This is a genomic window from Pseudomonas synxantha BG33R (genome assembly GCF_000263715.2).
GTDB lineage: Bacteria > Pseudomonadota > Gammaproteobacteria > Pseudomonadales > Pseudomonadaceae > Aquipseudomonas > Aquipseudomonas synxantha_A.
This window is the reverse complement of record NZ_CM001514.1, coordinates 5,733,069-5,758,684: the sequence shown is the minus strand read 5'-3', so window position 1 is coordinate 5,758,684 and position 25,616 is coordinate 5,733,069. Positions and strand designations below refer to the sequence as shown.

Below are 25,616 nucleotides of genomic sequence, written 5' to 3'. Positions count from 1 at the left end.
TGACCTTGGAAGGTTCCATCATCGCTGGCTTTCGCATTGCATGCCTTCGTTTTCCAGCAGTTCATGAATTCGACGGTCCTTTTCCGTCCAGAGCTGGTTGACCCAGTTCTGGACGGTCTGGCGAAAGGCCGGATCGTTTTCGTAATCCCCTTGCCACAACGCCGGGTCCAGCTCGCGGGTGCGGATATCCACGATCACCTTCGGCACCGCGCCACTGATCAATTCCCAGAACCCCGGAATCTTTTGTTGCGGGTAGACCACGGTCACGTCGAGTACCGCGTCCAGCTGTTCACCCATTGCGGCCAGCACAAACGCGACGCCGCCTGCCTTGGGCTTGAGTAGCCGGGTAAAGGGTGAATCCTGTTGCGCGCGCTTGGCCTCGCTGAACCGCGTGCCTTCCAGGTAATTGACCACCGTCACCGGCTGGCGCTTGAATAGCTCGCAGGCCTTCTTGGTGATTTTCAGATCCTGCCCTGCCAGTTCAGGATGCTTGGCCAGAAATGCCTTGGTATAGCGCTTCATGAACGGGTAATCCAGCGCCCACCAGGCCAGGCCGAGGAAGGGCACCCAGATCAGCTCTTTTTTCAGGAAGAATTTGAAGAACGGTGTGCGCCGGTTCAGCGCCTGGATGAGTGCCGGAATATCTACCCAGGATTGGTGGTTGCTGATGACCAGATAGGAGGTGTCACTGCGCAGGTCCTCACCGCCGCGGATATCCCATTGGGTTGGAATGCACAGCGAGAAAATCAACTTGTCGATCTCGGCCCAGGTCTCGGCGATCCACATCACCGCCCAGGATGCATAGTCACGCGAGCGGCCCGGCGCCACCAGCTTGAGCAGGGCAAAGACCATCAAGGGGCCGATCAGGATCAGCGTGTTGAGTAACAGCAGCAGTGTGACCAAACAGCCGGTGAGCAGGCGGCGCATAAATAACTCTTGGGATCGTGTGGGCGGGTCATGATAAGCAAGGTGAGTCTAGAGGCCAAATCGCAAATCAGCGGACGAATGTTTCACAATGTGCCGTGTAGGGTGGCAGTCACTAACTAAGTGCCGCGTTTGCGGTCTAGAATCCGCCTACTTCTTTCCGAGGAACTCACTTCGTGAAACTGTTATTTGCCTCCCTCGCTCTGCTGGCCCTGCCTGTCATGGCTGCCGAACCGACCCTTTATGGTCGCTACGAATACATCCAGTTGCCGGAGATCGGCGAAACCTTCAAGGCCAAGATGGATACCGGCGCACTGACCGCCTCGCTGTCGGCCCGGGACATCGAGACCTTCACCCGCGACGGCGACGATTGGGTGCGTTTCCGCCTCGGCGGCAAGGACGCCGGCAACAAGGTCTACGAGCACAAGGTGTCGCGCATCAGCAAGATCAAGAGCCGCGCCGACGAAGATGACGACAAGGACGAAGCCAGCGTGGCCAAGCGTCCGGTGATCGATCTGGAGATGTGCCTGGGCGACGTCAAGCGCACCGTCGAGGTCAATCTCACCGACCGCAGCAGCTTCAACTACCCGCTGTTGATCGGCGCCAAGGCCCTGCGTGAATTTGGCGCGGCGGTGAACCCGGCACGTCGCTACACTGCCGACAAACCGGACTGCTGATTGAACCCATGCCGCACATCCTGATTGTCGAAGACGAAGCGGCGATAGCCGACACGCTGATCTTTGCCCTGCAAGGCGAGGGCTTCACCACCACCTGGCTGACGCTCGGCCAGGCGGCGCTGGAGCATCAGCGCCAGAGCCCGGCCGACCTGATCATCCTCGACATCGGCCTGCCGGACATCACTGGCTTTGAAACCTGCAAGCACCTGCGCCGGTTCAGCGAAGTGCCAGTGATGTTCCTCAGTGCCAGGGATGCCGAGATCGACCGGGTGGTGGGGTTGGAAATCGGTGCCGACGATTATGTAGTCAAGCCCTTCAGCCCTCGGGAAGTAGCGGCGCGGGTGAGGGCGATTCTCAAGCGTGTTGGTCCGGGTGCGGCCCCGATGCTGTTCCAGGTGGACCTGGAGCGCATGCAGATCCACTATCGCGGGCAACCCCTGAGCCTCACGCGCCATGAGTTCCGCCTGCTGCAAAGCCTGTTGGAACAACCCGAGCGCGTGTTCAGTCGCGAGCAACTGCTGGACGCCGTAGGTGTGCCCGCCGATGCCGGCTACGAGCGCAATATCGACAGCCACATCAAAAGCCTGCGCAGCAAATTGCGTGGCGTGGCGGCGCAGGCCGAGCCGATCCAGACCCATCGCGGCCTGGGCTACAGCTACAGCCCGAGCCACAGCTGATGCGCCTGGGGCTGCGGATTTTCCTGGTGTATGCGCTGTTTATCGGCCTGACTGGCTACTTCGTACTCAACACGGTGATGAAGGAAATCCGCCCCGGCGTTCGCCAGTCCACCGAAGAAACATTGGTGGACACCGCCAACCTGCTGGCTGAAATCCTGCGCGAAGATGTGAAGAACGGCACCCTGGGCCAGAGTCATTGGCCAGCGCTGCTCAAGGCTTACGGCAATCGCCAGCCGGGTGCGGTGATCTGGGGCCTGCCGAAAAACCAGGTCAACCATCGTATTTATGTGACCGACGCCAAGGGCAGGGTCCTGCTTGACTCCAGCGGTGAAGCGGTGGGCCAGGACTATTCGAAGTGGAACGATGTGTACCTGACCCTGCGCGGCGAATACGGTGCGCGCTCCACTCGCAGCGACGTGGACGATCCCACGTCATCCGTGATGCACGTGGGAGCGCCTATTCGCGATAACGGCCAGATCATTGGCGTGGTCACCGTGGCCAAGCCCAACAGCTCGTTGCAACCCTACGTGGATCGCACTGAGCGCCGCCTGCTGTGGTATGGCGCGGGGCTGGTGATTCTGGGCCTGTTGCTGGGGGCGCTATTGTCGTGGTGGTTGACCGTCGCCCTCCGACGCCTTACCGCCTATGCCGAAGCCGTGAGCGAGGGCCGCCGCGCCGAGTTGCCGCATTATCGCGGCGGCGAGCTCAAGCAGTTGTCCACCGCCGTGGAACACATGCGCACGCAGCTGGAAGGCAAGGCTTATGTAGAGCGCTACGTGCACACGCTGACCCATGAATTGAAAAGCCCGTTGGCGGCGATTCGCGGTGCGGCGGAGCTGTTGCAGGGCGATATGAGCCGTGAGCAGCAGCAGCGGTTTGTCGGCAATATCGACAGCGAAAGCGCGCGCCTGCAACAGTTGATCGAACGCCTGTTGAACCTGGCCCAGGTTGAGCAACGTCAGGGGCTGGAGGAGCAATCGTACATCCCGCTGGCGGTGTTGGTCGATGAGGTGCTCAAGGCCCAATGTGCGCGAATCGAAGGTGCCGGCTTGCAGGTGGAGCAGGTCATCGCTGCCGATGTGAAGGTATTTGGCGAACCCTTCCTGCTGCGTCAGGCCCTGGGCAACCTGCTCGACAATGCGCTGGATTTCACCCCACCCGGCGGCACGCTGAGGTTCAGTGCCCAGGTGCGGCATAACGATGTGCAGGTCAGTCTGTTCAACCAGGCCGCGGCGATTCCCGATTACGCGCTGCCGCGCCTGAGCGAGCGGTTCTACTCGCTGCCACGTCCGGCCAGCGGGCGTAAAAGCACGGGCCTGGGGCTCAACTTTGTCGAGGAGGTGATGAAGCTGCACGGCGGCTCGCTGCAGATCGGCAATGTGCCAGGCGGCGTGCAAGCGGTGCTGCATCTCCACACAGTCTCCACATTGCCCGCATAAATCCCCCATATCGGCTGGGCAGACTCTCCCCCATTCAAACAGGGAGAGACCCATGAACCGCAGCCTGCTTTTCAAACTTGGCGCGATTGCGCTGCTGATTCTGCTGTTGCTGATTCCGTTGCTGATGATCAACGGCATCATCACCGACCGCCAGCAACTGCGCGACGGCGTATTGATGGACATCGCCCGCAGTTCCAGTTACGCCCAGCGCCTCACCGGGCCGGTGATGGTGGTGCCGTTTCGCAAGACGGTGCGTGAATGGAAGCTCAATGAAAAGCTCAACAAACGCTACGAAGAAACCCGTGAAGAGCGTGGCCGGTTGTATTTCCTGCCGGAGCGTTTCGAGCTCGACGGCAAGGTGCAAACCGAACTGCGTGCGCGGGGTATCTACCAGGCGCGGCTGTTCCATGCTGACAACCGCATCAGCGGGCGTTTTGAATTGCCTGCGCAGTTGGGGATCACCGAAGACTTTGCTGATTACCGCTTTGAGCCTGCGTTTCTGGCGGTGGGCATCAGCGATATTCGCGGCATTGAAAACGCTTTGAAGCTGGAGCTGGGTGATCAGCGCCTGGAGTTCTCGCCGGGCTCGCAGGTGGACTGGCTGGGCGAGGGCGTGCATGTGGTGTTGCCAACGCAAGACGGCAAGAAACCTGCCGTGCTGGATTTCGCCTTCGACCTGCGTCTGCAAGGCACCGAACAACTGCAAGTGGTGCCGGTGGGCAAGACCAGCCAGGTGTCCCTGGCGTCCAACTGGCCGCACCCGAGTTTCATCGGCAACTTCCTGCCAGCTCAACGGGAAGTCAACGACCAGGGCTTCAGTGCCAGTTGGCAGACCTCATTCTTCTCCACCAACCTTGAACAAGCGCTGCAAAGCTGCCTGGACCGCCAGGGCTGCGAAGACTTCAACAACCGCAGCTTTGGCGTGAACTTCATCGACCCGGTGGACCAGTACCTCAAGAGCGACCGTGCGATCAAATACGCGCTGTTGTTTATCGCCCTGACCTTCGCTGGCTTCTTCCTGTTCGAAGTGCTCAAGAGCCTGGCGGTGCACCCGATTCAGTATGCATTGGTGGGCGTGGCGCTGGCGTTCTTCTACCTGTTGCTGTTGTCGCTGTCCGAGCATGTGGGCTTTGCCTTGGCGTACCTGATATCGGCCAGTGCCTGTGTGTTGTTGATCGGTTTTTACGTGTGCCATGTGCTGCGCAGCGTCGTCCATGGGCTGGGGTTCTCGGCAGGGTTGGCGGCGTTGTATGGCTTGTTGTTCGGGTTGCTCAGTGCCGAGGATTACGCGCTGCTGATGGGTTCGCTGTTGCTGTTTGGCCTGCTGGGCACGGTCATGGTGCTGACGCGCAAACTGGATTGGTATGGGGTGGGTAAGCGCAAGGTGGAGCAAGGGCAATGATTGGGTTGCGGGAGGATCAGCAAGCGGGGGCGCAGTTGGCCTTAAGGATCGCCACCTTCCTCAATACCACCACCGTCCCCTGTGGGAGCGGGCAAGCCCGCGATAGAGGGGGTTCAGAAGCAGATGTACTGAATGACACGCCGCAATCGCGGGCAAGCCCGCTCCCACAGGGGGTAGGTATACATGTCAGGCGGGCGGTTGGGTCTGCTGCATCGAAGGCCGCTGGCTGACCTCGGCGTACCAGGCGGCGAGCTTGGGGGTGTCCGAGCGCCACTGCATATCCGGATGGCGAAAGTCGAGGTAGCCCAGGGCGCAGGCGACGCTGATCGAAGCGATATCGAAATGGCTGGCCAGTTCGGCGATGGCGTCCTGCTCCAGCTCGGCGAGAGCGCGACGAATCTTGTTGCGCTGTTCGTCCAGCCATTGATCCCAGTGTTTTTCCAGCGGGCGCATGGCGGTCTCGTAACGCACCAGCACGGCGGCATCCATGATGCCGTCGGCCATCGAGGCCAACGTCAGGCGCCGCCAGCGCACCGAGCCATCACGGGGGATCAGCGGGTTGCCGACATGCTGGTGGTCGAAGTAATCGAGGATCACCCGGCTGTCGTGCAGGACCGAACCGTCGGCCAGGCGCAGCGCCGGGATCTTACCCACGGGGTTGCCTTGCAGCACTTGGGCATCCGGGTTGACCGGTGTCGGCAGGCAAGCGTGCAGGGCCACACGGTCCTGCTGGCCGGTCTCGATCAGCAGCACGCGCACTTTACGCACGAAGGGCGAGGCCGGGTTGTGGAACAAGGTCATGCTGGGGGCGGACATGGGCATTCCTCGAAATGGACTGGGGCTAGCGTAGATGCTTGCGCAGTGGCTGGCGAGGGGGATTTTTGTGATCCTGAGGGCCTCATCGGGGGCAAGCCCCCTCCCACAGTGGACGGCGTTCACAAATCAAATGTGGGAGGGGGCTTGCCCCCGATAGCGCCCTCAGCCGCGCCGCTTGCCCAACGCCCAAGCGCCAATGGCAGCAGGTACGCCCAACCCCACCCAGCTCAAAGAATCCCACACCCCATCCCCCAGCAACGCCGCAAACAACCCGGCGGCACTGAGCAGGCCAATTCCCAGCGGAATGCCAAACACCTTCCAGAAATTCGACTGCCGAGGCTTCATACCTTGGCCGCCTTGCGCCGCACGATCCACAAGTAAATGCCGCTGACCAGCACGACGATGGTCAGCACATCCAGCACTGCCCACAAGATCTTCATCGGCATCCCGCCGTAATCACCGAAGTGCAGCGGTTGGGACATGCCCATGGCGTCCATGTACCACGGGCGCTCGGCGATGGCGGTGACGGCCAGGGTGCTGGCGTCGATCAGCACCGGCGTGAGCAGATGGGAGGTGAGGTGCGTGCTGCCTTTCATGAACACCGCATAGTGATGCTCGCTGGAGAAGCGCGTGCCGGGGAAAGCGATAAAGTCCGGCTCCATGCCCGGCGCTGCCTGGGCGGCAATGCTCAGCAGCTCGGTGGCCGGTGCGCGGTGGGTCAGCGGCGGGGCGTTCTGGTAGGGTTCGATCATGGCGCTGAGGCTGTCCTGGCGCCAGGCGGCGATGATCAGGTCGGCGCAGGCGCTGATCACGCCGGTCACGCCCACCACCAGCGCCCACGTCAGGGTGACCACGCCGATCAGGTTGTGCAGGTCGAGCCAGCGCAGGCGGGTGGACTTGTCCTGACGCACGGTGGCGAACTTCAAGCGGCGCATGAACGGCAGGTACAACACCGTGCCCGAAACAATCGCCAGCACAAACAGAAGGCCCATGAACGCCAGCAGCAACTTGCCCGGCAGGCCGGCGAACATGTCCACATGCAGGCGCAGCAGGAACAGGGTCAGCCCACCATTGGCCGCCGGGGTTTCCACTGCTTCGCCAGTGCGGGCGTCGAGCATGAAGGTGTGCGACGAGTTCGGCTCGGTGCCGGCCGTGGCGGCCATGATCGCGATCACACCGTTCTTGTCGTCTTCGTCCCACGCCAGGTACTGCATGGCCTCGCCGGGTCGATGGGCCTGGGCTTTGGCCACAAGCTGCTCAAGGTTGAGCTGCGGCGTATCGGCCGGCATCTGTGCCAACTCGGGCTCGTTACCCAGCAGGTGGTCGATCTCGTGGTGGAACACCAACGGCAAGCCGGTGAGGGCGAGCAGTAGCAGGAATACGGTGCAGATCAGGCTGGTCCAGGTGTGGATGAAGGACCAGCGGCGGATGGTTTTGCTTTTCATCACGGCTCCAAGGCAAAAGGGCCGCAGTTTAGGCGGCCCTTCATAAGCGTTTTTTCACCGTCTTAGAATTTGTAGTTCACGCTGGCGACCACGTTGCGCTGGTCACCGTAGTAGCAATAGAAACCGTCGCAGGTGGAGAGGTAGTCCTTGTTGAAGATGTTCTTGGCGTCCACGGCCACTGTGACACCCTTCATGGCGCTGTTCACACGGCCTAGGTCGTAGTGCACCGAGGCGTCGTAGACAGTGTAGGAGCCTACATGGCCGAGTTCGGTGTTGGCGGCGTTGCCGTAGGTATCGCCAACGTAGCGCACGCCTGCACCCACACCGAAGCCGTCCAGTAACCCACTGCGCCACGTGTAATCGGCCCATCCTGTCGCCTGGTTGCGTGGTAGCTGGTTCATGCGATTGCCTTCTTCACCGGTCGCGCCTTTGGTGATCTCGCTATCGTTATAGGTGTAGGAGCCTACCAGTTTGAGGCTGTCGGTGACGTCGGCGCTGGCTTCCAACTCCAGACCGCGATTGCGCACTTCACCAATCTGGCGCGTGATGCTGCCCTCAGTCACCGTGGAGTTCTTTTGGGTCAGGTCAAATACCGCCGCTGTAAGCAAGGCCTTTGTGCCCGGTGGCTGGTACTTGATCCCTGCTTCGTACTGCTTGCCTTCAGTCGGCTTGAAAGCCCCGGTGCTGGCCACTTGTGTACCGGTACCAGCTTGGAACGATTCAGCATAGGACAGGTACGGCGTGATGCCGTTATCGAACACATAGCTCAGCGCAGCGTTTGCGCTGAAATGCTTGTCGCGTTGTGTGTTGGTGACGTCGTTCAGGTTATGGAAAGTAGTGCCGGTGTGTACCCAGTCTTCCCGCCCGCCTAACGTCAGTCGCCAATTGTCCAGTGCCATCTGGTCTTGGATATAAAGGCCGGTCTGTTGGGTCTTCTGGGTGTAGTCATACATGGTGAAGTACTGGACATTGGAGAAGTCCTGTCCATACACCGGGCGATTGAAATTGATGGTTGGCACGCCGGTCGAGCCCCAGTCCCAGCGCGCATTGCTGGTGGAGCGCTGATGGTCCAGACCTAGCAGCAGTGTGTGGTTCACGGCGCCAGTCTTGAAGTCGGCCTGCAAGTTGTTGTCGACCGCGAACTGACTGATGTCCTCATCGACCTTGCCGGCTGAACGACGCACGTTGCCGTCAGCGTCAACCGCGGTTTCCGGGCCATTCGGAAAGAACGCACCACCGGCGGTCAGGCCCTGGAACGACAAGTCGTTCTTGGTATAGCGCAGGTTCTGGTGGAACTGCCAAGTGTCGTTCAGGCGCGTTTCAAACGCGTAGCCCAGTGCGTAGTAAGTGCGGTCATAGAACTCCCAATCTGGATCGCCCAGGTTCTTATGATGGGAAATCTTGCCGGCTGGCGAGCTCAATTTGGTGCCTTGCAACGGCAGGAACTGGCCGGTAATGCCGGTATCGTCGCGAGTAAACTGGGTGAGCAACGTCAGCTTGGTGTCGTCGTTGATATTCCACGTGAGACTGGGCGCAACGTTGTATCGCTTGTCCGGAATATGGTCCACCGCCGTATTGCTGTCGCGCACGACACCACTGACTCGGTAAAGGAACTGGCCTTCGTCGTCGATTTTTCCGGTGCTATCGAAGTTGATCTGCTTGTGGTTATTGCTGCCGGCCTGTACTTCAATTTCGTTTGAGCTTTCGGCCTGGGGGCGACGGCTAACCATATCCAATAAGCCGCCGGGTGGGGTTTGCCCGTAGACCGACGAAGCGGGACCTCGCAGGACAGCAATACGCTCTAGATTCCAAGTGTCGATTTTCGGCGTTGCGTAGTTACCCTTGGGCAGTGGTAGGCCATCGAGGAATTGGGTGGGGACAAAGCCGCGAACCAGTAACCAATCACTACGCGAGTCGGAGCCATAGCCACTGCTCTGCACGCCGGCGGTGTAGCGCAAGGCGTCGTTGAGGTTGAGAACGGAGCGGTCTTCCATTTGCTGGCGAGTAATGACCGTGACGGAACGGGGCAGCTCGGCAATAGGTGTATCAGTCTTCGTGCCCGCTGCTGTGCGAGTAGCCACATACCCCTCCACCGGCCCCCAAGCGCTTTCATAGTTGCCCTGGCCGGTGATGTTGGTAGTCGGCAAGGCGACGACGCCCTCCGGAACCGGCACCAGGGTGTAAGTGCCCGTACTGCTTTGTTCCAACTGCAAGCCAGTACCGCGCAACGCCTCACGCAACGCGCTCTGTGCATCGAACTGGCCCTTGACCGGGGCCGATGTTTTACCGGCGGCGAGTGCCGGGTTGAGGGTCAGCGCCAGGCCAGCCTGGCTGGCGATCTGGTTCAGGGTGCTGGCCAATGGGGCGGCCGGCAGGTTATAGGCGCGCACGTTCAAGGCTTGTTCAGCAGCGATCAGCGAAGTGCTCGCCAGCGGGGCGCTGAGGGCGATGGCCAGGGCTAACAGACTGGGGCGCAACAAGGTGTCTAGCGTGCGGGACATAAGGGCGGCTCCTGAATGGAAATATTTCTCAATTGCCTAGGTGCCGAGCGAGAATCGGAAAGTGATAGGGCTGGGTGAAACTATTTTTTGGCGGTGTGTTTCAGGGCCTCATCGGGAGCAAGCCCCCTCTCACATTTTGATGCGTGAGTACCTTCCAATGTGGGAGGGGGCTTGCTCCCGATGGCGATTGCCCGGTCACCACAGAATCTAAGGCTTGGCAGCGACAGTCACCCACCACGGCGTGTGCTGCTCGATCTGCACCGGCAAGGTCGGCAACAGCGCATTCAACGCCAGCGTGGTGTCGTGCAGGGGGAAGCTGCCGGTGATGCGCAGGTCGGCCACGTTGTCATCCACGCCTAGATGCCCGGTGCGGTAGCGGCCCAGTTCTTCGATCACATCGCCCAGACGGGCGTTGTCGACCACCAACATGCCACGGGTCCAGGCGTCGGTGGCGTGGGTCACGGCCAGCAGCGGGCCAAGGCCATCGCTGCGCATCAACACTTGCTGGCCTGCTTTGAAAACGTGCTCCTGATGCAGCGCTTCAGGCTGGGCAGCCACGGCGGACTGCAACACGCTCAAGCGCGTAGCGTCGTCTTCGCGCTTGACGATAAACCGGGTACCCAGCGCTCGCAGGCTGCCGTCGCGGGTTTGCACATAGAACGGGCGTGAATCGTCGTGGCCGGTTTCGACGAGGATTTCGCCCTCCTGCAACACAATCAATCGGCGCTTTTCGTCGAAGCGCACATCTATGGCGCTATGGGTATTGAGGTTGATCGAGGTGCCATCGTCCAGTTTCAGCGTGCGTTGCTCGCCGGTGGCGGTGCGCTGGTCGGCCAGCCAGTAGTGGATCGGCACGTAACGCTCGCCGGCAAACAAGCCCAGGCCACACACCAGTACGATACTCGCCAGGCCACGGCCCAACTTGCGTACGCGCTGGCGAATGCCGTGGCGCGATTGCAGCAACGCCGCCCGGGCCGGGCCGGCGGCCACGCTGAAGCGCTGATCGAGCATGCCCAGTTGGCGCCAGGCGCGGGCATGTTCCTCATCGCTGGCCAGCCATTTGGCGAACTCTTGCTGTTCCACCGCGCTGCCGTCGCCCGAGTCCAGAGACAGTTGCCAGGCAATCGCGGCATCCAGCACCCGTGCCGAAACCGGTTTGGAGCCAATGGCTGTCACGAGGGCTCGCCATACAGCGCGATGTAGCACTGGCGTATACCCTGGGCCAGGTACTGGCGCACACGGGGCACCGACACACCGAGGCGCTGGGCGATTTCGGCGTGGCCCAGGCCGTCGAGGCGGTTGTAGAGGAACGCGGCGCGGGCCTTGCTCGACAGCTTGCCGAGCAGGCGGTCGATGGCCTTGAGGTCTTCAAGGATCAGTTGCTGTGCTTCCGGCGATGGGTGTTCGCTTTCGGGGATCAGCATCAATTCGGTGAGATACGCCTGTTCCAGAGCGGCTCGACGGAAGTAGTCGAACAGCAGGCCCTTGGCTATGGCCACCAGGAACGCCCGGGGTTCACGGGGCTCGCGCAAGCCGTCGCGGCCCAGCAGGCGCATGAAAGTGTCCTGGCTCAGGTCTTCGGCGCGGCTCGGGCAGGCCACATTGCGGCGTAGCCAGGCCAGCAGCCAGCCACGATGGTCGCGATACAACGCGCCAACAAGCTCACTGTGTGGGGTCTGGACCGACGACAAGGCATCACCGAATAAATAGTAGGTTTAAACTAACGAGAATTATTCGCGATTGTGTCAGAGGCGTGGGATGGGCGCAATTAGCGTCTGTCGGGAGGTGACATTAAAACGATGGCGCTTGTTGGCGCCGTTTCCACTGGGCCAAACGCTCTTGCAGCGCGTGGGGCGTGTCGATCTGCTGCTGCCGTGCACGGCTGAACAGGATCAGCATCAGCTCCGCCGTGACCAATGCATCGGCGCTGGCGTGATGACGCTCGCCGACCTGCAGTTGGAAATGCTTGACCCAGTCGTCCAGCCCGGCCTCGCGTAGCGTGGCGTCGGGGCACAAGAGCGGTGCCAGGTCGGCCACGTCGAGAAACGGGTGAGCCAGGCGATAACCCAGGCTGTCCTTGAGCGCGCGGCCCAGCATGTGTTGATCGAACGGTGCATGGAAGGCCAGCAACGGGCTGTCGCCCACGAATGCCATGAAATCCAGCAGCGCCTCGGCCGGGTCGCTGCCGGCGGCAATCGCACTGGGGCCGAGACCATGAATCAATACGCTGGGGCTGAGCTTGGTGTCGGTGCGTTGCAGGGTGCGTTCGAACAGTTGCGAAAAATCCACCGCACCGTCCTCGATCACCACGGCGCCGATGGACAGCACCTGGTCACGGTTCAGGTTCAGGCCGCTGGTTTCCAGATCCACCACGACCCAGCGTTGGTTGCGCAACGAACCATCGCCCAGTGCGCAAGGCTTGGGTAACTGTTCCAGGCGCTGTTGTTGCGCGGCATTCAGCCCGGGTTTTTGCTTATGAAACCAGCCGAACCAACTCACAGTTGATACCGCAAGGTCAGGCTGCTTTGCAGGCGCTGGGCCTGGCGCAGGGATTCACGCAGGATGCGTCGGTCGAGGTGGTTGAGGCTGTCGGGGTCGACGCGGTTGGAGTAGGGCTGGTTCTCGCGGGTCTGCAATTGGTGCTGCTGCATACGGGTTTGCTGAATGAAGTGGTAGGCCTCTTCGTAAGCCGCGCCATCCAGGGGCTCGATCACTTGCTTGTCGACCAACTGACGCAGGCGCTCCAGGGTGTTGTTGGCGTGGATACCATTGGCCAGGGCGAGCAGGCGTGCGCCATCGACAAAGGGAGTCAAGCCCTGCACCTTGAGATCCAGGGTGGCCTTTTCGCCGCCCTTGCGGGTCAGCACGAACTCGCGAAAGCGTCCCACCGGCGGGCGCTGGCGTAATGCGTTTTCGGCCAACATGCGCTGGAACAAACGGTTGTCCGCGACCTGATCGAGAATGCCCTGACGCAGTTGCTCGCAACCACGCTCGTCGCCCCACACTGCACGCAAATCAAAATAGATGCTCGAGCTAAGCAGGTTCTCCGGCGTCGCCTCGCGAATAAACGCGCCGAAGCGCCGCGCCCACTCCACTCGGGACAAGCACAGCTCGGGGTTGCCGGCCATGATATTGCCCTTGCACAGGCTGAAGCCGCACAGCGCCAGGCTTTGATTGATGTGCTGTGCCAGGGGAAGCAGCCGGTCACGGATCTGGGCAGCTTCGACGGCGTCCTTGGCCTCGAACAGAATGCCGTTGTCCTGGTCGGTGTACAGCGTTTGCTCGCGGCGGCCTTCGCTGCCGAAACACAGCCAACTGAATGGCACGCCGGGGTCGCCTTTTTCCGCCAGGGTCAGCTCGATCACCCGGCAGACGGTGTGGTCGTTGAGCAGCGTAATGATGTGGGTGATCTGGGTGGACGACGCGCCATGAGCAAGCATACGTTCCACCAATTGGCCGATTTCACCGCGGATTGCCACCAGGTTGTCGACCCGGGGCGCGTTGCGGATAGTGCGGGCCAGGTGCACCAGGTCCACGCGTTGCAACGAGAACAAGTCACGCTCGGACACCACGCCGCACAGGCGCTGGTCTTTGACCAGACACACATGGGCGATATGCCGTTCGGTCATGGCGATAGCGGCGTCGAAGGCACTGTGGTCCGGGCTCAGGAAGAACGGCGCCTGGGTCATATGGCCGTCAATGCCCTGGCTGAAATCGCTGGTGCCGTCGGCCACCACCTGGCGCAGGTCACGCAGGGTAAAAATGCCCAAGGGTGCCTTGTGTTCGTCCACGATCACAATGCTGCCGACCTGTTGCTCGTGCATCAACGTGACCGCTTCACGCAACGGCGTGTGCGGGCTGCACGTCACCGGGTGGCGCATGGCCAATTCGCCCAGGCGGGTATTCAGGGAGTATTGGGTGCCGAGGGTTTCCACGGCTTTTTGCTGCACTTGCTGGTTGACCTGGTCGAGCAGACTGCTGACGCCACGCAAGGCAAAATCACGAAACGGGCTGGAAAGGGCAAACAGCTTGATAAACGCCGGCTTGTTCAGTTGCAGGCAGAAGGTGTCTTGCGCGGCTTTATGTTCGGTGCGGGTCGCACGTTCACCCAGCAACGCAGCGAGGGGGAAGCACTCGCCGGTGGTGATTTCGAAGGTGGGATCTGGCGAGTCAGGCCGCTCGCCAACCACCCGACCCTGTTTGACGATATAGAAATGCTCGACCGGCCCGCCCGACGGTTTGAGGATGCTGTCGCCCTGGCCATAGAAGCGCAGTTGGCACTGTTCCACCAGGAAGGCCAGGTGCGCTGGCTCCATCTGGTTGAACGGCGGGAAGCGTTGCAGCAATTGCAAGGTGCCGTGGATGTTCTGCAACACAGCAGTTTTACCCGCCTGTGCGAATGCATCAGCTTTACTCATAACAGTGACCGCAGTTTTTTTGTCGTTATCGTACTGCATGGTCGACTCCTGCACCGCGGGTGCCCATTGGACGTAAGTCTAGGTCGGTGAAAACGCTACAAAACTAGGGAAAAACCTTACATGACTATCGTCCAAACCCCGTAGAACGCCCACTAGGCAAACTTTCCGACGAAGTGCACATTGTTCGACCTTGCACAGATGTCTGACGAGTGCTGGGAGATTGATTCAGAACTGCTGAGAAACGTATGTCCGACCACGATATTTTGAGTGATGCCGAGCGCGAGGCGTTGAGCGCCGTGATGCTCGAGCCTGATTTACCGCCCCAACGCGTATTGATCGTGGACGACGACAAGGATGCGCGTGAACTGTTGGCGGAAATCCTGGGGCTGGACGGTATTCGTTGCTTGACCGCCGACAGTGGTGAGGCGGCGTGGGATTTGTTGAAATCGAGCAGCTCTATCGGTTTGCTGATCACCGACCTGCGCATGCAGCCCAGTAACGGCCTGGAGTTGATCCGTCAGGTGCGTGAGTCGACCCGGGCGGCGCTGCCGATCATCATCATGTCGGGTGACGCCGAAGCGCCGGATGTGATCGACGCGATGCACTTGAGTGTGGTGGACTTTTTGCTCAAGCCCATTGATAGCGTGAAGTTGGCGAAGTTGGTGAAGCGGGAGTTGGGGATGGTGCAGTAAAACGGCCGTTGGTCTGGAGTCATGCAGAACTGTCAACTTTGACAGTAGCAAGGACGCTTGTACGAGCTGTTTACTGACTTGGAACGTGCTGATGGATGATCGGTACTTCATAAGCCTGCCTGTTAACAGGAGTTATCATGAGCACTGGTTTCTTTTCTGGAATAAAAAGTCTAAGCGTTGCTCAGGGAACTGCGTCCTTTGAAATATTAATAGATGGGCGACCCGCGCCAACCTTTACACCCAATGATTTCTTGGCTACCCCGGGCCTCACTCAATTTTATGGTGAGCAGCTAACGCAGTTCCATATTAGGTATCGCAAATCCTTAGGTCCCGGCGATTACAAACTCGATGCATCGGAGCTGGGGCTGGCTATTCTTTGTAGAGACCACAATTATCTTCCTTACGCGCGAGACGAGAGGGCCGAAGGCCAAGTCATAGTGTCCGTCGAGCGTACGGGTATAGATTGGCGTTTTAAAGGCAGCGTGGATATAACGTACCCTCGTCCTCTGCCAATCATTCGGGTAAAAGGCACCTATGATGTTTCGTTTTTATATGAATAGTCTGTGACCGACAAAAAAGCCCTGATCGCAAGATCAGGGCTTTTTCTTTTACAGGCCGTTTTTAGCCTTGAACTCCCGACGCCTGCGGTGCAACACCGGCTCGGTATACCCATTAGGCTGCTTGGTCCCTTCAATTACCAACTCCACCGCTGCCTGGAACGCGATATTGCTGTCGAAATCCGGCGCCAACGGACGATACAACGTGTCCCCGGCATTCTGACGGTCCACCACCGGCGCCATGCGCTTGAGGCTTTCCATCACCTGGTCTTGGTTGACGACGCCGTGGCGCAGCCAGTTGGCAATGTGCTGGCTGGAGATACGCAAGGTGGCGCGGTCTTCCATCAGGCCCACATCGTTGATGTCCGGTACTTTCGAACAGCCAACGCCCTGGTCAATCCAACGGACCACATAGCCAAGGATGCCCTGGGCGTTGTTGTCCAGTTCATTGCGGATCTCTTCGTCCGACCAATCGGTGTTGCTGGCCAGAGGAATGGTGAGGATATCGTCCACCGAGGCGCGTTCGCGCTTGGCCAGTTCGGCCTGGCGGGCAAATACGTCGACCTTGTGATAGTGCAACGCGTGTAGCGCCGCAGCGGTCGGCGACGGTACCCAGGCGGTGTTGGCACCGGCCAATGGATGGGCGATTTTCTGCTCAAGCATCGCCGCCATCAGGTCGGGCATGGCCCACATGCCTTTACCGATTTGTGCACGGCCTTGCAGGCCGGTGCTCAAGCCGATATCGACGTTCCAGTTTTCGTAGGCGCCGATCCATTTTTCCGCCTTCATGGCGGCCTTGCGCACCATCGCGCCGGCTTCCATGGAGGTGTGGATTTCGTCGCCGGTACGGTCGAGGAAGCCGGTGTTGATAAACACCACGCGCTCGCTGGCGGCCTTGATGCAGGCCTTGAGGTTGACCGTGGTACGGCGCTCCTCGTCCATGATCCCGACTTTGAGCGTGTTGCGCGCCAGGTTCAGCACCTCTTCGATGCGACCGAACAACTCGTTGGTGAACGCGGCTTCTTCCGGGCCGTGCATCTTCGGTTTGACGATGTACACCGAGCCTGTGCGGCTGTTCTTGCGCGTGTTGTTGCCATTGAGGCTGTGAATCGCCGCCAGGCTGGTGATCAGGCCGTCGAGGATGCCTTCGGGCACTTCGTTGCCGTCTTTGTCGAGGATCGCGTCGATGGTCATCAGGTGGCCAACGTTGCGCACGAACAGCAGCGAACGGCCGTGCAGGGTCACGTCGTTACCGTCGATGCCGGTGTAGACGCGATCAGGGTTCATGGTACGAGTAAAGGTCTTGCCGCCCTTGGCCACTTCTTCGGCCAGGTCGCCCTTCATCAGGCCGAGCCAGTTGCGGTAGATCACCACCTTATCATCGGCATCCACGGCGGCAACGGAGTCTTCGCAGTCCATGATGGTGGTCAGCGCGGCTTCCATCAGCACGTCTTTGACGCCGGCGGCATCGGTCTGGCCGACCGGAGTGCTGGCGTCGATCTGCAACTCGAAGTGCAGGCCGTTGTGTTTGAACAGGAGCGCAATCGGCTCGGCCGCGGGGCCCTGGAAACCTATCAACTGGGCATCGTCACGCAGGCCGCTGTTGCTGCCGCCTTTGAGGCTGACGATCAGCTTGCCGTCGACGATCTTGTAGCCGGTGGAATCGACGTGGCTGCCAGCGCTCAGCGGTGCGGCTTCGTCGAGGAAGGCGCGGGCGAAGGCGATGACCTTGTCGCCACGCACCTTGTTGTAGCCCTTGCCCTTTTCGGCGCCGTTGGCTTCGCTGATGGCGTCGGTGCCGTACAACGCGTCATACAGCGAGCCCCAGCGCGCATTCGAGGCGTTGAGGGCAAAGCGCGCATTCATCACCGGCACCACCAGTTGCGGGCCGGCCATGCGCGCGATTTCGTCGTCGACGTTTTGGGTCGAGGCCTGGAAGTCTGCTGCTTCTGGCAGCAGGTATCCGATGTCTTGCAGGAAGGCTTTGTAGGCCACCGGGTCGTGGGCCTGGCCGGCGTGAGTCTTGTGCCAGGTATCGATCCGCGCCTGGAAATCGTCGCGTTTGGCGAGTAGGGCTTTGTTCTTCGGTGCCAGGTCGTGGATGACCTTGTCGGCACCGGCCCAGAACTGGTCGGCAGTAATGCCGGTACCGGGAATGGCTTCGTTGTTCACGAAGTCGAACAGGACTTTGGCGACCTGCAGGCCACCGACTTGAACGTGTTCAGTCATTGCTTGCCTCACTCTGCGGAGCTTATGCGCTTTTTCAGATTTTCATTATGTAGTGCACGGTTGGGCATACTACATGATGACTTGCGGTTGTGAAAATTAGACTAAATACGTCGTTTAGCGACCCACTTTGGTCGTACGGTCACAGCGGAGAACCGGATGTTCTCAAAAAACTATTGGATTGTTCCAGATAAATATAAAAATGGTACACGATTTGTTTTCGAGGGCTCCCGGGTCCACCTTGTAGATTGAATTCCAGAGGGCTTCGCCATGGACCATCTTGTACTCACAATTATCGCCGCCGACAAACCCGGCCTGGTTGAACGCATCGCGCAGAACATTGCCGCCCACGGTGGTAACTGGCTGGAAAGCCGCATGGCCCACATGGCCGGGCAGTTTGCCGGGATCCTGCGGGTCAGCGTGCCGACGGAGCAACGTCAGGCACTGGTGGGCGCGCTAGAAGACTTATCCACACACGGCATACGCGTGCTGGTGGGCGAGGGCAGTACAGGGCAGGCGGCAGTGTCCAAATCGATTGTGATGACGCTGGTGGGCAATGACCGCTCGGGCATCGTGCGCGAGATTACTGCGCTGTTGAGCCAGCAGGGTGTCAACGTGGAGCGCTTGAGTACCGATGTACGCCCGGCGCCCATGAGCGGGGACCCCTTGTTCAACGCCGAGGCTTTGTTGCAGGTGCCGTCCACGTTGTCTCTGGAGCGCTTGCAGGAATCGCTCGAGACCTTGGCCGACGATTTGATGGTGGAACTGCGCAACGAGGAATAACCACCCACAGGGTTATGCATGGAAATCTTGCATGGGCCTGTGGATAACCTGTAGAGACCCGGCGCCAGGCCACGTCGGCCGGACTTCTCCGTCAGCTGAGCAAAAAACGAGCAGTTTCAAGGGCTTGTGCACAAATGGCGGGGATCAGGCTGTGGATAACCTTGGGGTGAAACGCTGCAAGCCACGGGCGCCGTGGCTTGCAAAGGTTTGTGCGTTATTTGATCAGCGTTTGCGCACCGTCAGCCATGCATCCACGCTGTAGATCACCAGCCCGGCCCAGATGAAGGCGAAGGCAATCAGCGTGGCTGGCGCCAGGTGTTCGCCGAACAGCAATACCGCTTCCAACAGCACCAGGGTCGGCGCCACGTACTGCAAGAAGCCCAGTGCGGTATAGGGCAAATGCCGTGCTGCGGCGTTGAAGCAGACCAATGGAATCAGGGTTACCGGGCCTGCGGCCACCAACCACCAGGCTTCGGAGGTGCTCCAGAATTCCAGTTGTGCACTGTGGGCCGATGGATTGAACAGCAACCAGGCGACGGCAATCGGCACCAGCATCCAGGTTTCCACCACCAGCCCCGGAAGTGCCTTGACCGGGGCCTGTTTACGGATCAAGCCGTAGAAACCGAACGTCAACGCCAGCGCCAGCGACACCCATGGCAAGCTACCCACCTGCCACACTTGTTGCGCCACACCGACCGCTGCCAACCCCACCGCCACCCATTGCAGGCGGCGCAGGCGTTCACCGAGGATCAACATACCCAACAGCACATTCACCAGCGGGTTGATGTAGTAACCCAGGCTGGCTTCAAGCATGCGCCCACTGTTCACCGACCACACATAGGTCAGCCAGTTGGCCGCGATCAGCGAACCGCTGAGTGCCAGGATCGCCAGGCGCTTGGGGTTGTCACGCAGTTCGCGAAACCAGCCAGGGTGCTTCCACACCATCAACAGCAAGCCGCCGAACAGCGCTGACCACAGCACGCGGTGCACGATGATCTCGGCGGCGGGCACGCTGGCGATGGCTTTGAAATAGAGCGGGAACAGACCCCAGATGACGTAGGCGCTCAGGCCCAGGATGTACCCCTTGCGAGGGTTGGCGGCTTGCATTGCAGAATCCTTGCTTAGGCAGCTAACAAAGCGCGATTGTAAGGATATTTGTCAGATAATGGGGACTTGCTTGGCAATGGGGGTTTTTATGTGGGAGGGGGGCTTGCTCCCACATAAAGCAAAGCAGTCAGAAGAGTTTTAGCGGTTCTTCATTGAGCGCCGACAGTTGCTCACGCAACGCCAGCACCTGGTCGCCCCAATACCGCTCGGTGCCAAACCAGGGGAAGCTGTGGGGAAACGCCGGATCGTCCCAGCGCCGTGCCAGCCAGGCGCTGTAGTGCATCAGGCGCAAGGCGCGCAACGGTTCGATCAGGGCCAGTTCGCGAGGGTCGAAGTCGTGGAACTCCTGGTAGCCGTCCATCAGTTCCGACAGCTGGCCCAGGCATTCCTGGCGGTCGCCAGCGAGCATCATCCACAGGTCTTGCACCGCCGGGCCCATGCGGCAGTCGTCGAGGTCGACGATATGGAACATCTCGTCGCGGCACATCATGTTGCCGGGGTGGCAATCGCCGTGCATGCGGATGTTCTTGTGCGGCGTGGCTTTATAAACCTCTTCCACACGCTTGAGCAGGTCGCGGGCCACGGATTCATAGGCCGGCAACAGGCTTTTGGGAATGAAGTTGCCTTCGAGCAAGGTGGTGAGGGAGTCGTGACCGAAGTTCTTCACGCCCAGGGCTTCGCGATGTTCGAACGGGCGGGTGGACCCCACGGCGTGCAAACGGCCGAGCAACTGCCCAAGGCGATAAAGCTGGTCGAGGTTGCCTGGCTCCGGCGCGCGGCCGCCACGGCGGGGAAACAGGGTGAAGCGGAAACCTGCGTGTTCGAACAGGCTCTCGCCGTTGTGAATCAGCGGGGCCACCACGGGTACTTCGCACTCGGCCAGTTCGAAGGTAAAGCGGTGCTCTTCGAGGATCGCCTCGTTGGTCCAGCGTTGGGGCCGGTAGAACTTGGCGATCAGCGGTTCGGCGTCTTCGATACCCACCTGGTACACGCGGTTTTCGTAGCTGTTGAGCGCCAACACGCGCGCATCGCTGAGAAAGCCGATGCTTTCGACGGCGTCCAGGACCAGATCAGGGGTGAGTGTTTCAAACGGGTGGGCCATGCGAACTCCTGCGCGCAGCAGGGCGCCGCGTCCGGCCGGGTATGGTAACGCACCGGGGCAGGGATAGGTGGTGGCTGTGCAACTGCTATCGGGAGCAAGCCCCCTCCCACAATTTTGATTTGCGAATACATTCAAGTGTGGGAGGGGGCTTGCCCCCGATGAGGCCCTGTCAGGCGCCGACAACCCCGCCATCATCCCGCCTAATCGCCATCACCGACGAACGTGGCTTGCCATTGGGCAGATGCTCAGGCCAGGTTGACCCCCCGGTTTCGCCTGGATGCTGAATGCCCACGAACAGCGTCTTCTGATCCGGCGCAAAACTGATCCCGGTGACCTCACACGCCACCGGCCCGACCATGAAACGGCGGATTTCCCCGGTGCTCGGGTCGGCACACAGCATCTGGTTGTTGCCCATGCCGGCAAAGTCGCCCGCGTTGCTGTAGTCGCCGTCGGTGAGGATCCACAGGCGCCCGGCCTTGTCGAAGCCCAGGCCATCGGGGCTGTTGAACATGTTCTGTGGGTTGATATTGGACGAGCCGCCCTTCGGTGTACCACCGTGCACACCCGGGTTACCGGCCACTACGAACAGGTCCCAGGTAAAGTCTGTGGCGCCGTGGTTATCGGCGTCGGCTTTCCAGCGCAGGATCTGGCCGTAGACGTTTTTCTCTCGCGGGTTGGGGCCGCCCACCGGCTGGCCGTCTTCGCCGCGCTTGGCGTTGTTGGTCAGGGTGCAATAGACCTGGCCGTCGGTGGGGCTGACGACGATCCATTCCGGGCGGTCCATGCGCGTGGCCTTCACTACGCTGGCGGCCAGGCGCGCATGGATCAGCACCTCGGCCTGGTTGGCGAAACCGCTGCCGGCGTCGATGCCGTTTTTGCCATGGCTGAGTTCAACCCATTGGCCCTTGCCCTTGGGATGGTCGGCGTTACCGTCGCCCGCATCGAAGATGGCCACGTACAAGGTGCCGTGGTCGAGCAGGTCTTTGTTGGCTTTCGGATTGCTGTGGTTGATCTGATCGCGGCTGACGAACTTGTAGATGAACTCGCCGCGTTCGTCGTCGCCCATGTACACCACAGCGCGGCCGTCGCGCGTTTCGGCCAGCGCCGCGTTTTCATGTTTGAAGCGGCCCAGGGCCGTGCGCTTGACCGGAGTGGATTGCGGATCGAACGGGTCGATTTCCACCACCCAGCCATGGCGGTTGAGTTCGTTGGGGTTCTTGGCCATGTCGAAGCGTGGGTCGTGCGGGTGCCAGTTGATGTCTTTGCTGGCGGCCACTACGCCGTAGCGTTTCTGCCCGGCGTCGAACGCTTGCTGCGGGTTGCTGCTGCCGAAGCAGTCGGTGAAGTTCTCTTCGCAGGTCAGGTAGGTGCCCCACGGTGTCTTGCCGTTGGCGCAGTTCTGAAAAGTACCAAGGACTTTCTTGCCGGTTTTGTCGGCAGCGGTTTTCAACCAGTCATGGCCGGCAGCGGGGCCGCTCACGCGGATCGGTGAATTGCCATGGATGCGCCGGTTGTAGCGTGAGTCCTGGACGAACTGCCAGGTGTCGCCCTTGCGCCGTACTTCGATCACCGAAACGCCCTCGCTGGCCAGGGCCTTGCGTACCTCCTCGGCCGATTGCGGCGCGCCGCCGTGGGCGTAGAGGTAGCGGTAGTTGGTGTATTCGTTGTTGATCGCCATCAAGGCACGGTTGTCGTCGCCCGGGAACGGAAACAGGCTCATGCCGTCGTTGTTGTCGCCAAATTGCTGTTCCTGGGCCTTGGCTGTGCCATTGCCCGACGGGTCGAAAGCCGGGGCGTTCTTGTGCAGCGGCTGGCCCCAACTGATCAGCACAGAAGCGCTGTAGCCAGGGGGCAGGGTGATGGTGTCGCTGGTGGCGGCGGCGATGCTGGTAAAACCCAGCAGCGGGCTGGCGGAGGCAGCATTCACCGCCAGGGCGCTGCGGCTCAGCAGGTTACCGCCGAGGAACATCGCGGCGCCGCACAGGGCGCCCGCGCCGATAAAGCGACGGCGGGTCAGGCCGACCATTTGTTCAAGGTCAGTGGCTTGGTTTTCTTCTAATAGGCTCATCTCAGGCTCCCGCGATTTTTGCAGATACCTTAAGGAGCGACTGTGACCAAATTGTTGCAGCCTGAAGACGTTATACCGGGGTCCCGAGCAGCACATTGCTGGGTGCGAATTGCACCTGGATCGGCTGGCCCTCGGCAGCGTTGAGTACCAGGAGTGCAGCGGGCGGTGCCAGCGCACATAACACCTGGCCGTTGGGCAAGGCGATACGCACCTCGCTGGGGCCGTCCTCGGCATCGAGAATCGCCTCGATCACACCACTCATGCAATTGTGTCCAGGTGTTTCTGGGTGCCCGATCGCCCGCAACTCCAGCCATCCCGCTTTGATCAGGGCGACCACCTCCACGCCGGCCTGCAGCTCCAGCCGTTGGGTGCTGTCGTGGGTAATCTGGGCGTCGAGGTACAGGTCGCCGGCCAGTTGCAGGCGAATCCTGTCGTTGCGGCCCTGGCTGTCGATGGCGACGACCTGGCCGTGCAATTGGTTGCGCGCACTGGTGCGCAGCATCAAGCGGCCGAGCAGGTTGAAGTCACTGGCCGCTTCGTCCGAACCGAGCAGCTCGGCCTGCAGCACTTGCAGGCGCTGATAAAGGCGCAGCACTCGTTCACCTTCTTGCGTCAGCTTGGCGCCGCCACCGCCTTTGCCCCCGACGCTGCGTTCCACCAGCGGTTTTTGCGCCAGGTTGTTCAGTTCATCGATGGCGTCCCAGGCGGCCTTGTAACTCAACCCCGCACTTTTGGCGGCGCGGGTGATGGAGCCCTGCTCGGCGATATGCCCCAGCAAGGCAATGCGTTGGGGGCGACGGATGATGTGCTGGCTGAGTGGGCTGGGCAGAGACATGGGCATACGCTTGGATGAGATAAGCCGACGTTGCCGCTCTGAAGCAGGGGAGTCAAGTCAGGGGCCGGGCTTGGGGGTGCGGGCCAGGCAATAGACATCGACCTGGCGTGCGCCGGCGCCCATCAATAACCGCGCCAGGCTGTGGGCGGTAGCGCCGGTGGTGAGTACATCGTCCACCAGCGCCAGGTGTTGCCCTGCGACTTGAGCGCCGGGCGCCAGGGCAAAGGCGTTGAGCAGGTTACGCTTACGCGTCTTGGCGTCGAGGTCTTGCTGCGCCACGGTTTCAAGCGGGCGCAGCAGCGCGTGCTCATTGAGGGGAATGTCGAGCGCGCTACTGAGCCAGCGAGCCACCATCTGCGCCTGGTTAAAGCCGCGTTGGCGCAGGCGTTTGCGGGCCATGGGGACCGGCAGTAGATAGTCGGGGCGGTTGAGTTCGGCGTTATCGAAGCGGTGTTGCAGGTGCTGCCCCAGCAGGCGCGCCAGCATGTGGCCCAGCGGCCAGCGCGCCTGATGCTTGAAGCGGCTGACCAGGGTGTCGATGGGGAAACTGTAGGTCCAGGGTGCGATCACCTGGTTAAAGGCCGGAGGGTGTTTTTGGCACTGGCCGCAGATCAACCCGTCCATCGGCAAAGGCAAGGCGCACTGCTCACAGTGCTCAAGCAGCCATGGCAGTTCTGTTTCGCAGATATTGCATACGTTATCGGCGGAGTCTGTGAATTCGTCACAGATCAGACAGGTTTGTTTGTTTTTTAACCAGATGTAAACTTCGTGTTTGTACTCAGGTTGACAGTGCATGAATCTTCCTTAAATATGCCGAGCATCCGTGTCGTGCCTGTGGGTATTGCCCTTCCCGCAGCGTTAGCCAAAGCATAATCAAGGAATCGCCCATGAGCGCCAGCACCTCTGCCACCCTGCGTCACGACTGGTCTTTGGCCGAAGTCAAAGCCCTGTTCGTGCAGCCGTTCAATGACCTGTTGTTCCAGGCGCAGACCGTGCACCGCGCGCATTTCGACGCCAACCGCGTGCAGGTATCGACCCTGCTGTCGATCAAGACCGGCGCCTGCCCGGAAGATTGCAAATATTGTCCGCAGTCGGGCCACTACAACACCGGCCTGGAAAAAGAGAAGCTGATGGAGGTGCAGAAGGTCCTCGAAGAGGCCGCCCGCGCCAAGGCCATCGGCTCGACGCGCTTTTGCATGGGCGCGGCGTGGAAACACCCGTCGGCCAAAGACATGCCCTACGTGCTGGAGATGGTCAAAGGCGTAAAGGCCATGGGCCTGGAAACCTGCATGACCCTGGGCCGTCTCGATCAGGACCAGACCGAAGCGCTGGCCCAGGCCGGCCTGGATTACTACAACCATAACCTCGACACATCGCCAGAGTTCTACGGCTCGATCATCACCACCCGTACCTACAGCGAGCGCTTGCAAACCCTGGCCTACGTGCGTGATTCGGGGATGAAGATCTGCTCGGGCGGCATCCTCGGCATGGGCGAGTCCCTCGACGACCGTGCCAACCTGCTGATCCAACTGGCCAACCTGCCAGAGCATCCGGAGTCGGTGCCGATCAACATGCTCGTGAAGGTGGCTGGTACGCCGTTGGAGAACGCCGAGGACATCGACCCCTTCGACTTCATCCGTATGCTGGCGGTGGCGCGCATCCTGATGCCGCAATCCCACGTGCGCCTGTCCGCTGGCCGCGAAGCCATGAACGAGCAGATGCAGGCCCTGGCGTTTTTTGCCGGCGCCAACTCGATCTTCTACGGCGATAAATTGCTGACCACCGCCAACCCTCAGGCTGACAAGGACATGCAGCTGTTCGCACGCCTGGGCATCCTGCCCGAAGCTCGTGAAGAGCACGCCGATGAAGTGCATCAGGCGGCGATCGAGCAGGCGCTGGTGGAGCAAAAGAGCAGCGAGCAGTTCTATAACGCCGCTGTTTGATCGA

General features: G+C 60.6%; 23 protein-coding genes. 8 read left to right on the top strand and 15 right to left on the bottom strand.

Features of this window, described 5'->3' with window-relative positions:
- Positions 1–18: 18 nt before the first annotated feature.
- Positions 19–927: an acyltransferase gene (locus PSEBG33_RS02410; protein WP_005792113.1), complete on the bottom strand. Its 909-nt coding sequence runs from the start codon at positions 925–927 to the stop codon at positions 19–21.
- A 173-nt stretch (positions 928–1,100) separates the two neighbouring features.
- Between PSEBG33_RS02410 and PSEBG33_RS02415 the strand changes: the two genes are divergently transcribed.
- From PSEBG33_RS02415 to creD, 4 genes are read left to right on the top strand one after another with little or no spacing between them, the layout of a single operon-like run.
- The gene (locus PSEBG33_RS02415) at positions 1,101–1,601 is read left to right on the top strand and encodes an ATP-dependent zinc protease (RefSeq protein ID WP_005792112.1); all 501 of its coding nucleotides are present in this window, start codon (positions 1,101–1,103) and stop codon (positions 1,599–1,601) included.
- An 8-nt stretch (positions 1,602–1,609) separates the two neighbouring features.
- On the top strand, positions 1,610–2,278 hold the full coding sequence (gene creB, locus PSEBG33_RS02420; RefSeq protein ID WP_005792111.1) for a two-component system response regulator CreB: 669 nt from the start codon (positions 1,610–1,612) through the stop codon (positions 2,276–2,278).
- Entirely contained in the window at positions 2,278–3,717 is a 1,440-nt protein-coding gene (creC, locus tag PSEBG33_RS02425) for a two-component system sensor histidine kinase CreC (protein WP_005792110.1), read from the top strand. The genes creB and creC overlap by 1 nt, the downstream gene beginning before the upstream one ends.
- 52 nt (positions 3,718–3,769) lie before the next feature.
- Positions 3,770–5,119 (top strand): cell envelope integrity protein CreD, encoded by a 1,350-nt coding sequence (gene creD / locus PSEBG33_RS02430; protein WP_005792109.1) that lies wholly within the window; start codon positions 3,770–3,772, stop codon positions 5,117–5,119.
- A 186-nt stretch (positions 5,120–5,305) separates the two neighbouring features.
- Here the strand turns inward: creD and PSEBG33_RS02435 are convergent, their stop codons facing one another.
- From PSEBG33_RS02435 to PSEBG33_RS02470, 8 genes are all read right to left on the bottom strand, one after another.
- On the bottom strand, positions 5,306–5,935 hold the full coding sequence (locus PSEBG33_RS02435; RefSeq protein ID WP_005792108.1) for a glutathione S-transferase: 630 nt from the start codon (positions 5,933–5,935) through the stop codon (positions 5,306–5,308).
- 162 nt (positions 5,936–6,097) lie between these two features.
- On the bottom strand, positions 6,098–6,280 hold the full coding sequence (locus PSEBG33_RS02440; protein ID WP_005792107.1) for a hypothetical protein: 183 nt from the start codon (positions 6,278–6,280) through the stop codon (positions 6,098–6,100).
- Entirely contained in the window at positions 6,277–7,380 is a 1,104-nt protein-coding gene (locus tag PSEBG33_RS02445; protein WP_005792106.1) for a PepSY-associated TM helix domain-containing protein, read from the bottom strand. The genes PSEBG33_RS02440 and PSEBG33_RS02445 overlap by 4 nt, the downstream gene beginning before the upstream one ends.
- 62 nt (positions 7,381–7,442) lie before the next feature.
- Positions 7,443–9,881 (bottom strand): TonB-dependent siderophore receptor, encoded by a 2,439-nt coding sequence (locus PSEBG33_RS02450; RefSeq protein WP_005792105.1) that lies wholly within the window; start codon positions 9,879–9,881, stop codon positions 7,443–7,445.
- 207 nt (positions 9,882–10,088) lie between these two features.
- Entirely contained in the window at positions 10,089–11,057 is a 969-nt protein-coding gene (locus PSEBG33_RS02455) for a FecR domain-containing protein (RefSeq protein WP_005792104.1), read from the bottom strand.
- Positions 11,054–11,572, bottom strand: a complete 519-nt coding sequence (locus PSEBG33_RS02460; protein ID WP_005792103.1) for an RNA polymerase sigma factor — start codon at positions 11,570–11,572, stop codon at positions 11,054–11,056. The genes PSEBG33_RS02455 and PSEBG33_RS02460 overlap by 4 nt, the downstream gene beginning before the upstream one ends.
- A gap of 100 nt (positions 11,573–11,672) precedes the next feature.
- Positions 11,673–12,380 (bottom strand): PolC-type DNA polymerase III, encoded by a 708-nt coding sequence (locus PSEBG33_RS02465; protein ID WP_005792102.1) that lies wholly within the window; start codon positions 12,378–12,380, stop codon positions 11,673–11,675.
- On the bottom strand, positions 12,377–14,299 hold the full coding sequence (locus PSEBG33_RS02470) for a putative nucleotidyltransferase substrate binding domain-containing protein (protein WP_005792101.1): 1,923 nt from the start codon (positions 14,297–14,299) through the stop codon (positions 12,377–12,379). Before PSEBG33_RS02470 ends, PSEBG33_RS02465 begins: the two co-directional genes overlap by 4 nt.
- 245 nt (positions 14,300–14,544) lie before the next feature.
- Here PSEBG33_RS02470 and PSEBG33_RS02475 point away from each other — a divergent pair, with 245 nt between their 5' ends.
- Both PSEBG33_RS02475 and PSEBG33_RS27845 read left to right on the top strand, forming a co-directional pair.
- Positions 14,545–14,991 (top strand): response regulator, encoded by a 447-nt coding sequence (locus PSEBG33_RS02475; RefSeq protein WP_005792100.1) that lies wholly within the window; start codon positions 14,545–14,547, stop codon positions 14,989–14,991.
- 137 nt (positions 14,992–15,128) lie between these two features.
- Positions 15,129–15,551, top strand: coding sequence for a hypothetical protein (locus PSEBG33_RS27845; protein WP_032803738.1), 423 nt, complete (start codon positions 15,129–15,131; stop codon positions 15,549–15,551).
- A 48-nt stretch (positions 15,552–15,599) separates the two neighbouring features.
- Here the strand turns inward: PSEBG33_RS27845 and PSEBG33_RS02480 are convergent, their stop codons facing one another.
- On the bottom strand, positions 15,600–17,777 hold the full coding sequence (locus PSEBG33_RS02480; protein ID WP_005792099.1) for a malate synthase G: 2,178 nt from the start codon (positions 17,775–17,777) through the stop codon (positions 15,600–15,602).
- A gap of 267 nt (positions 17,778–18,044) precedes the next feature.
- Here PSEBG33_RS02480 and PSEBG33_RS02485 point away from each other — a divergent pair, with 267 nt between their 5' ends.
- The gene (locus PSEBG33_RS02485) at positions 18,045–18,557 is read left to right on the top strand and encodes a glycine cleavage system protein R (protein WP_005792098.1); all 513 of its coding nucleotides are present in this window, start codon (positions 18,045–18,047) and stop codon (positions 18,555–18,557) included.
- 222 nt (positions 18,558–18,779) lie between these two features.
- Here the strand turns inward: PSEBG33_RS02485 and rarD are convergent, their stop codons facing one another.
- The 5 genes from rarD to PSEBG33_RS02510 form a co-directional block, all read right to left on the bottom strand.
- Positions 18,780–19,664: an EamA family transporter RarD gene (rarD, locus tag PSEBG33_RS02490; protein ID WP_005792097.1), complete on the bottom strand. Its 885-nt coding sequence runs from the start codon at positions 19,662–19,664 to the stop codon at positions 18,780–18,782.
- Positions 19,665–19,791: 127 nt separating this feature from the next.
- Entirely contained in the window at positions 19,792–20,766 is a 975-nt protein-coding gene (locus PSEBG33_RS02495; RefSeq protein WP_005792096.1) for a serine/threonine protein kinase, read from the bottom strand.
- A 169-nt stretch (positions 20,767–20,935) separates the two neighbouring features.
- Positions 20,936–22,834, bottom strand: a complete 1,899-nt coding sequence (locus PSEBG33_RS02500; RefSeq protein ID WP_005792095.1) for a PhoX family protein — start codon at positions 22,832–22,834, stop codon at positions 20,936–20,938.
- 70 nt (positions 22,835–22,904) lie between these two features.
- The gene (locus tag PSEBG33_RS02505) at positions 22,905–23,669 is read right to left on the bottom strand and encodes a TOBE domain-containing protein (RefSeq protein ID WP_005792094.1); all 765 of its coding nucleotides are present in this window, start codon (positions 23,667–23,669) and stop codon (positions 22,905–22,907) included.
- A 57-nt stretch (positions 23,670–23,726) separates the two neighbouring features.
- Complete coding sequence (locus PSEBG33_RS02510; RefSeq protein ID WP_005792093.1) at positions 23,727–24,464, bottom strand: ComF family protein; 738 nt, start codon at positions 24,462–24,464, stop codon at positions 23,727–23,729.
- A 92-nt stretch (positions 24,465–24,556) separates the two neighbouring features.
- Between PSEBG33_RS02510 and bioB the strand changes: the two genes are divergently transcribed.
- Entirely contained in the window at positions 24,557–25,612 is a 1,056-nt protein-coding gene (gene bioB, locus PSEBG33_RS02515) for a biotin synthase BioB (RefSeq protein ID WP_005792092.1), read from the top strand.
- Positions 25,613–25,616: the final 4 nt, after the last annotated feature.

Bases quoted from the DNA above. Each gene is read 5' to 3' on its own strand.
- PSEBG33_RS02410 (WP_005792113.1), bottom strand. From the start codon at position 927: ATGCGCCGCCTGCTCACCGGCTGTTTGGTCACACTGCTGCTGTTACTC.
- creB (WP_005792111.1), top strand. From the start codon at position 1,610: ATGCCGCACATCCTGATTGTCGAAGACGAAGCGGCGATAGCCGACACG.
- creC (WP_005792110.1), top strand. From the start codon at position 2,278: ATGCGCCTGGGGCTGCGGATTTTCCTGGTGTATGCGCTGTTTATCGGC.
- creD (WP_005792109.1), top strand. From the start codon at position 3,770: ATGAACCGCAGCCTGCTTTTCAAACTTGGCGCGATTGCGCTGCTGATT.
- PSEBG33_RS02435 (WP_005792108.1), bottom strand. From the start codon at position 5,935: ATGTCCGCCCCCAGCATGACCTTGTTCCACAACCCGGCCTCGCCCTTC.
- PSEBG33_RS02440 (WP_005792107.1), bottom strand. From the start codon at position 6,280: ATGAAGCCTCGGCAGTCGAATTTCTGGAAGGTGTTTGGCATTCCGCTG.
- PSEBG33_RS02445 (WP_005792106.1), bottom strand. From the start codon at position 7,380: ATGAAAAGCAAAACCATCCGCCGCTGGTCCTTCATCCACACCTGGACC.
- PSEBG33_RS02450 (WP_005792105.1), bottom strand. From the start codon at position 9,881: ATGTCCCGCACGCTAGACACCTTGTTGCGCCCCAGTCTGTTAGCCCTG.
- PSEBG33_RS02470 (WP_005792101.1), bottom strand. From the start codon at position 14,299: ATGAGTAAAGCTGATGCATTCGCACAGGCGGGTAAAACTGCTGTGTTG.
- PSEBG33_RS02475 (WP_005792100.1), top strand. From the start codon at position 14,545: ATGTCCGACCACGATATTTTGAGTGATGCCGAGCGCGAGGCGTTGAGC.
- PSEBG33_RS27845 (WP_032803738.1), top strand. From the start codon at position 15,129: ATGAGCACTGGTTTCTTTTCTGGAATAAAAAGTCTAAGCGTTGCTCAG.
- PSEBG33_RS02480 (WP_005792099.1), bottom strand. From the start codon at position 17,777: ATGACTGAACACGTTCAAGTCGGTGGCCTGCAGGTCGCCAAAGTCCTG.
- PSEBG33_RS02485 (WP_005792098.1), top strand. From the start codon at position 18,045: ATGGACCATCTTGTACTCACAATTATCGCCGCCGACAAACCCGGCCTG.
- rarD (WP_005792097.1), bottom strand. From the start codon at position 19,664: ATGCAAGCCGCCAACCCTCGCAAGGGGTACATCCTGGGCCTGAGCGCC.
- PSEBG33_RS02495 (WP_005792096.1), bottom strand. From the start codon at position 20,766: ATGGCCCACCCGTTTGAAACACTCACCCCTGATCTGGTCCTGGACGCC.
- PSEBG33_RS02500 (WP_005792095.1), bottom strand. From the start codon at position 22,834: ATGAGCCTATTAGAAGAAAACCAAGCCACTGACCTTGAACAAATGGTC.
- PSEBG33_RS02505 (WP_005792094.1), bottom strand. From the start codon at position 23,669: ATGTCTCTGCCCAGCCCACTCAGCCAGCACATCATCCGTCGCCCCCAA.
- PSEBG33_RS02510 (WP_005792093.1), bottom strand. From the start codon at position 24,464: ATGCACTGTCAACCTGAGTACAAACACGAAGTTTACATCTGGTTAAAA.
- bioB (WP_005792092.1), top strand. From the start codon at position 24,557: ATGAGCGCCAGCACCTCTGCCACCCTGCGTCACGACTGGTCTTTGGCC.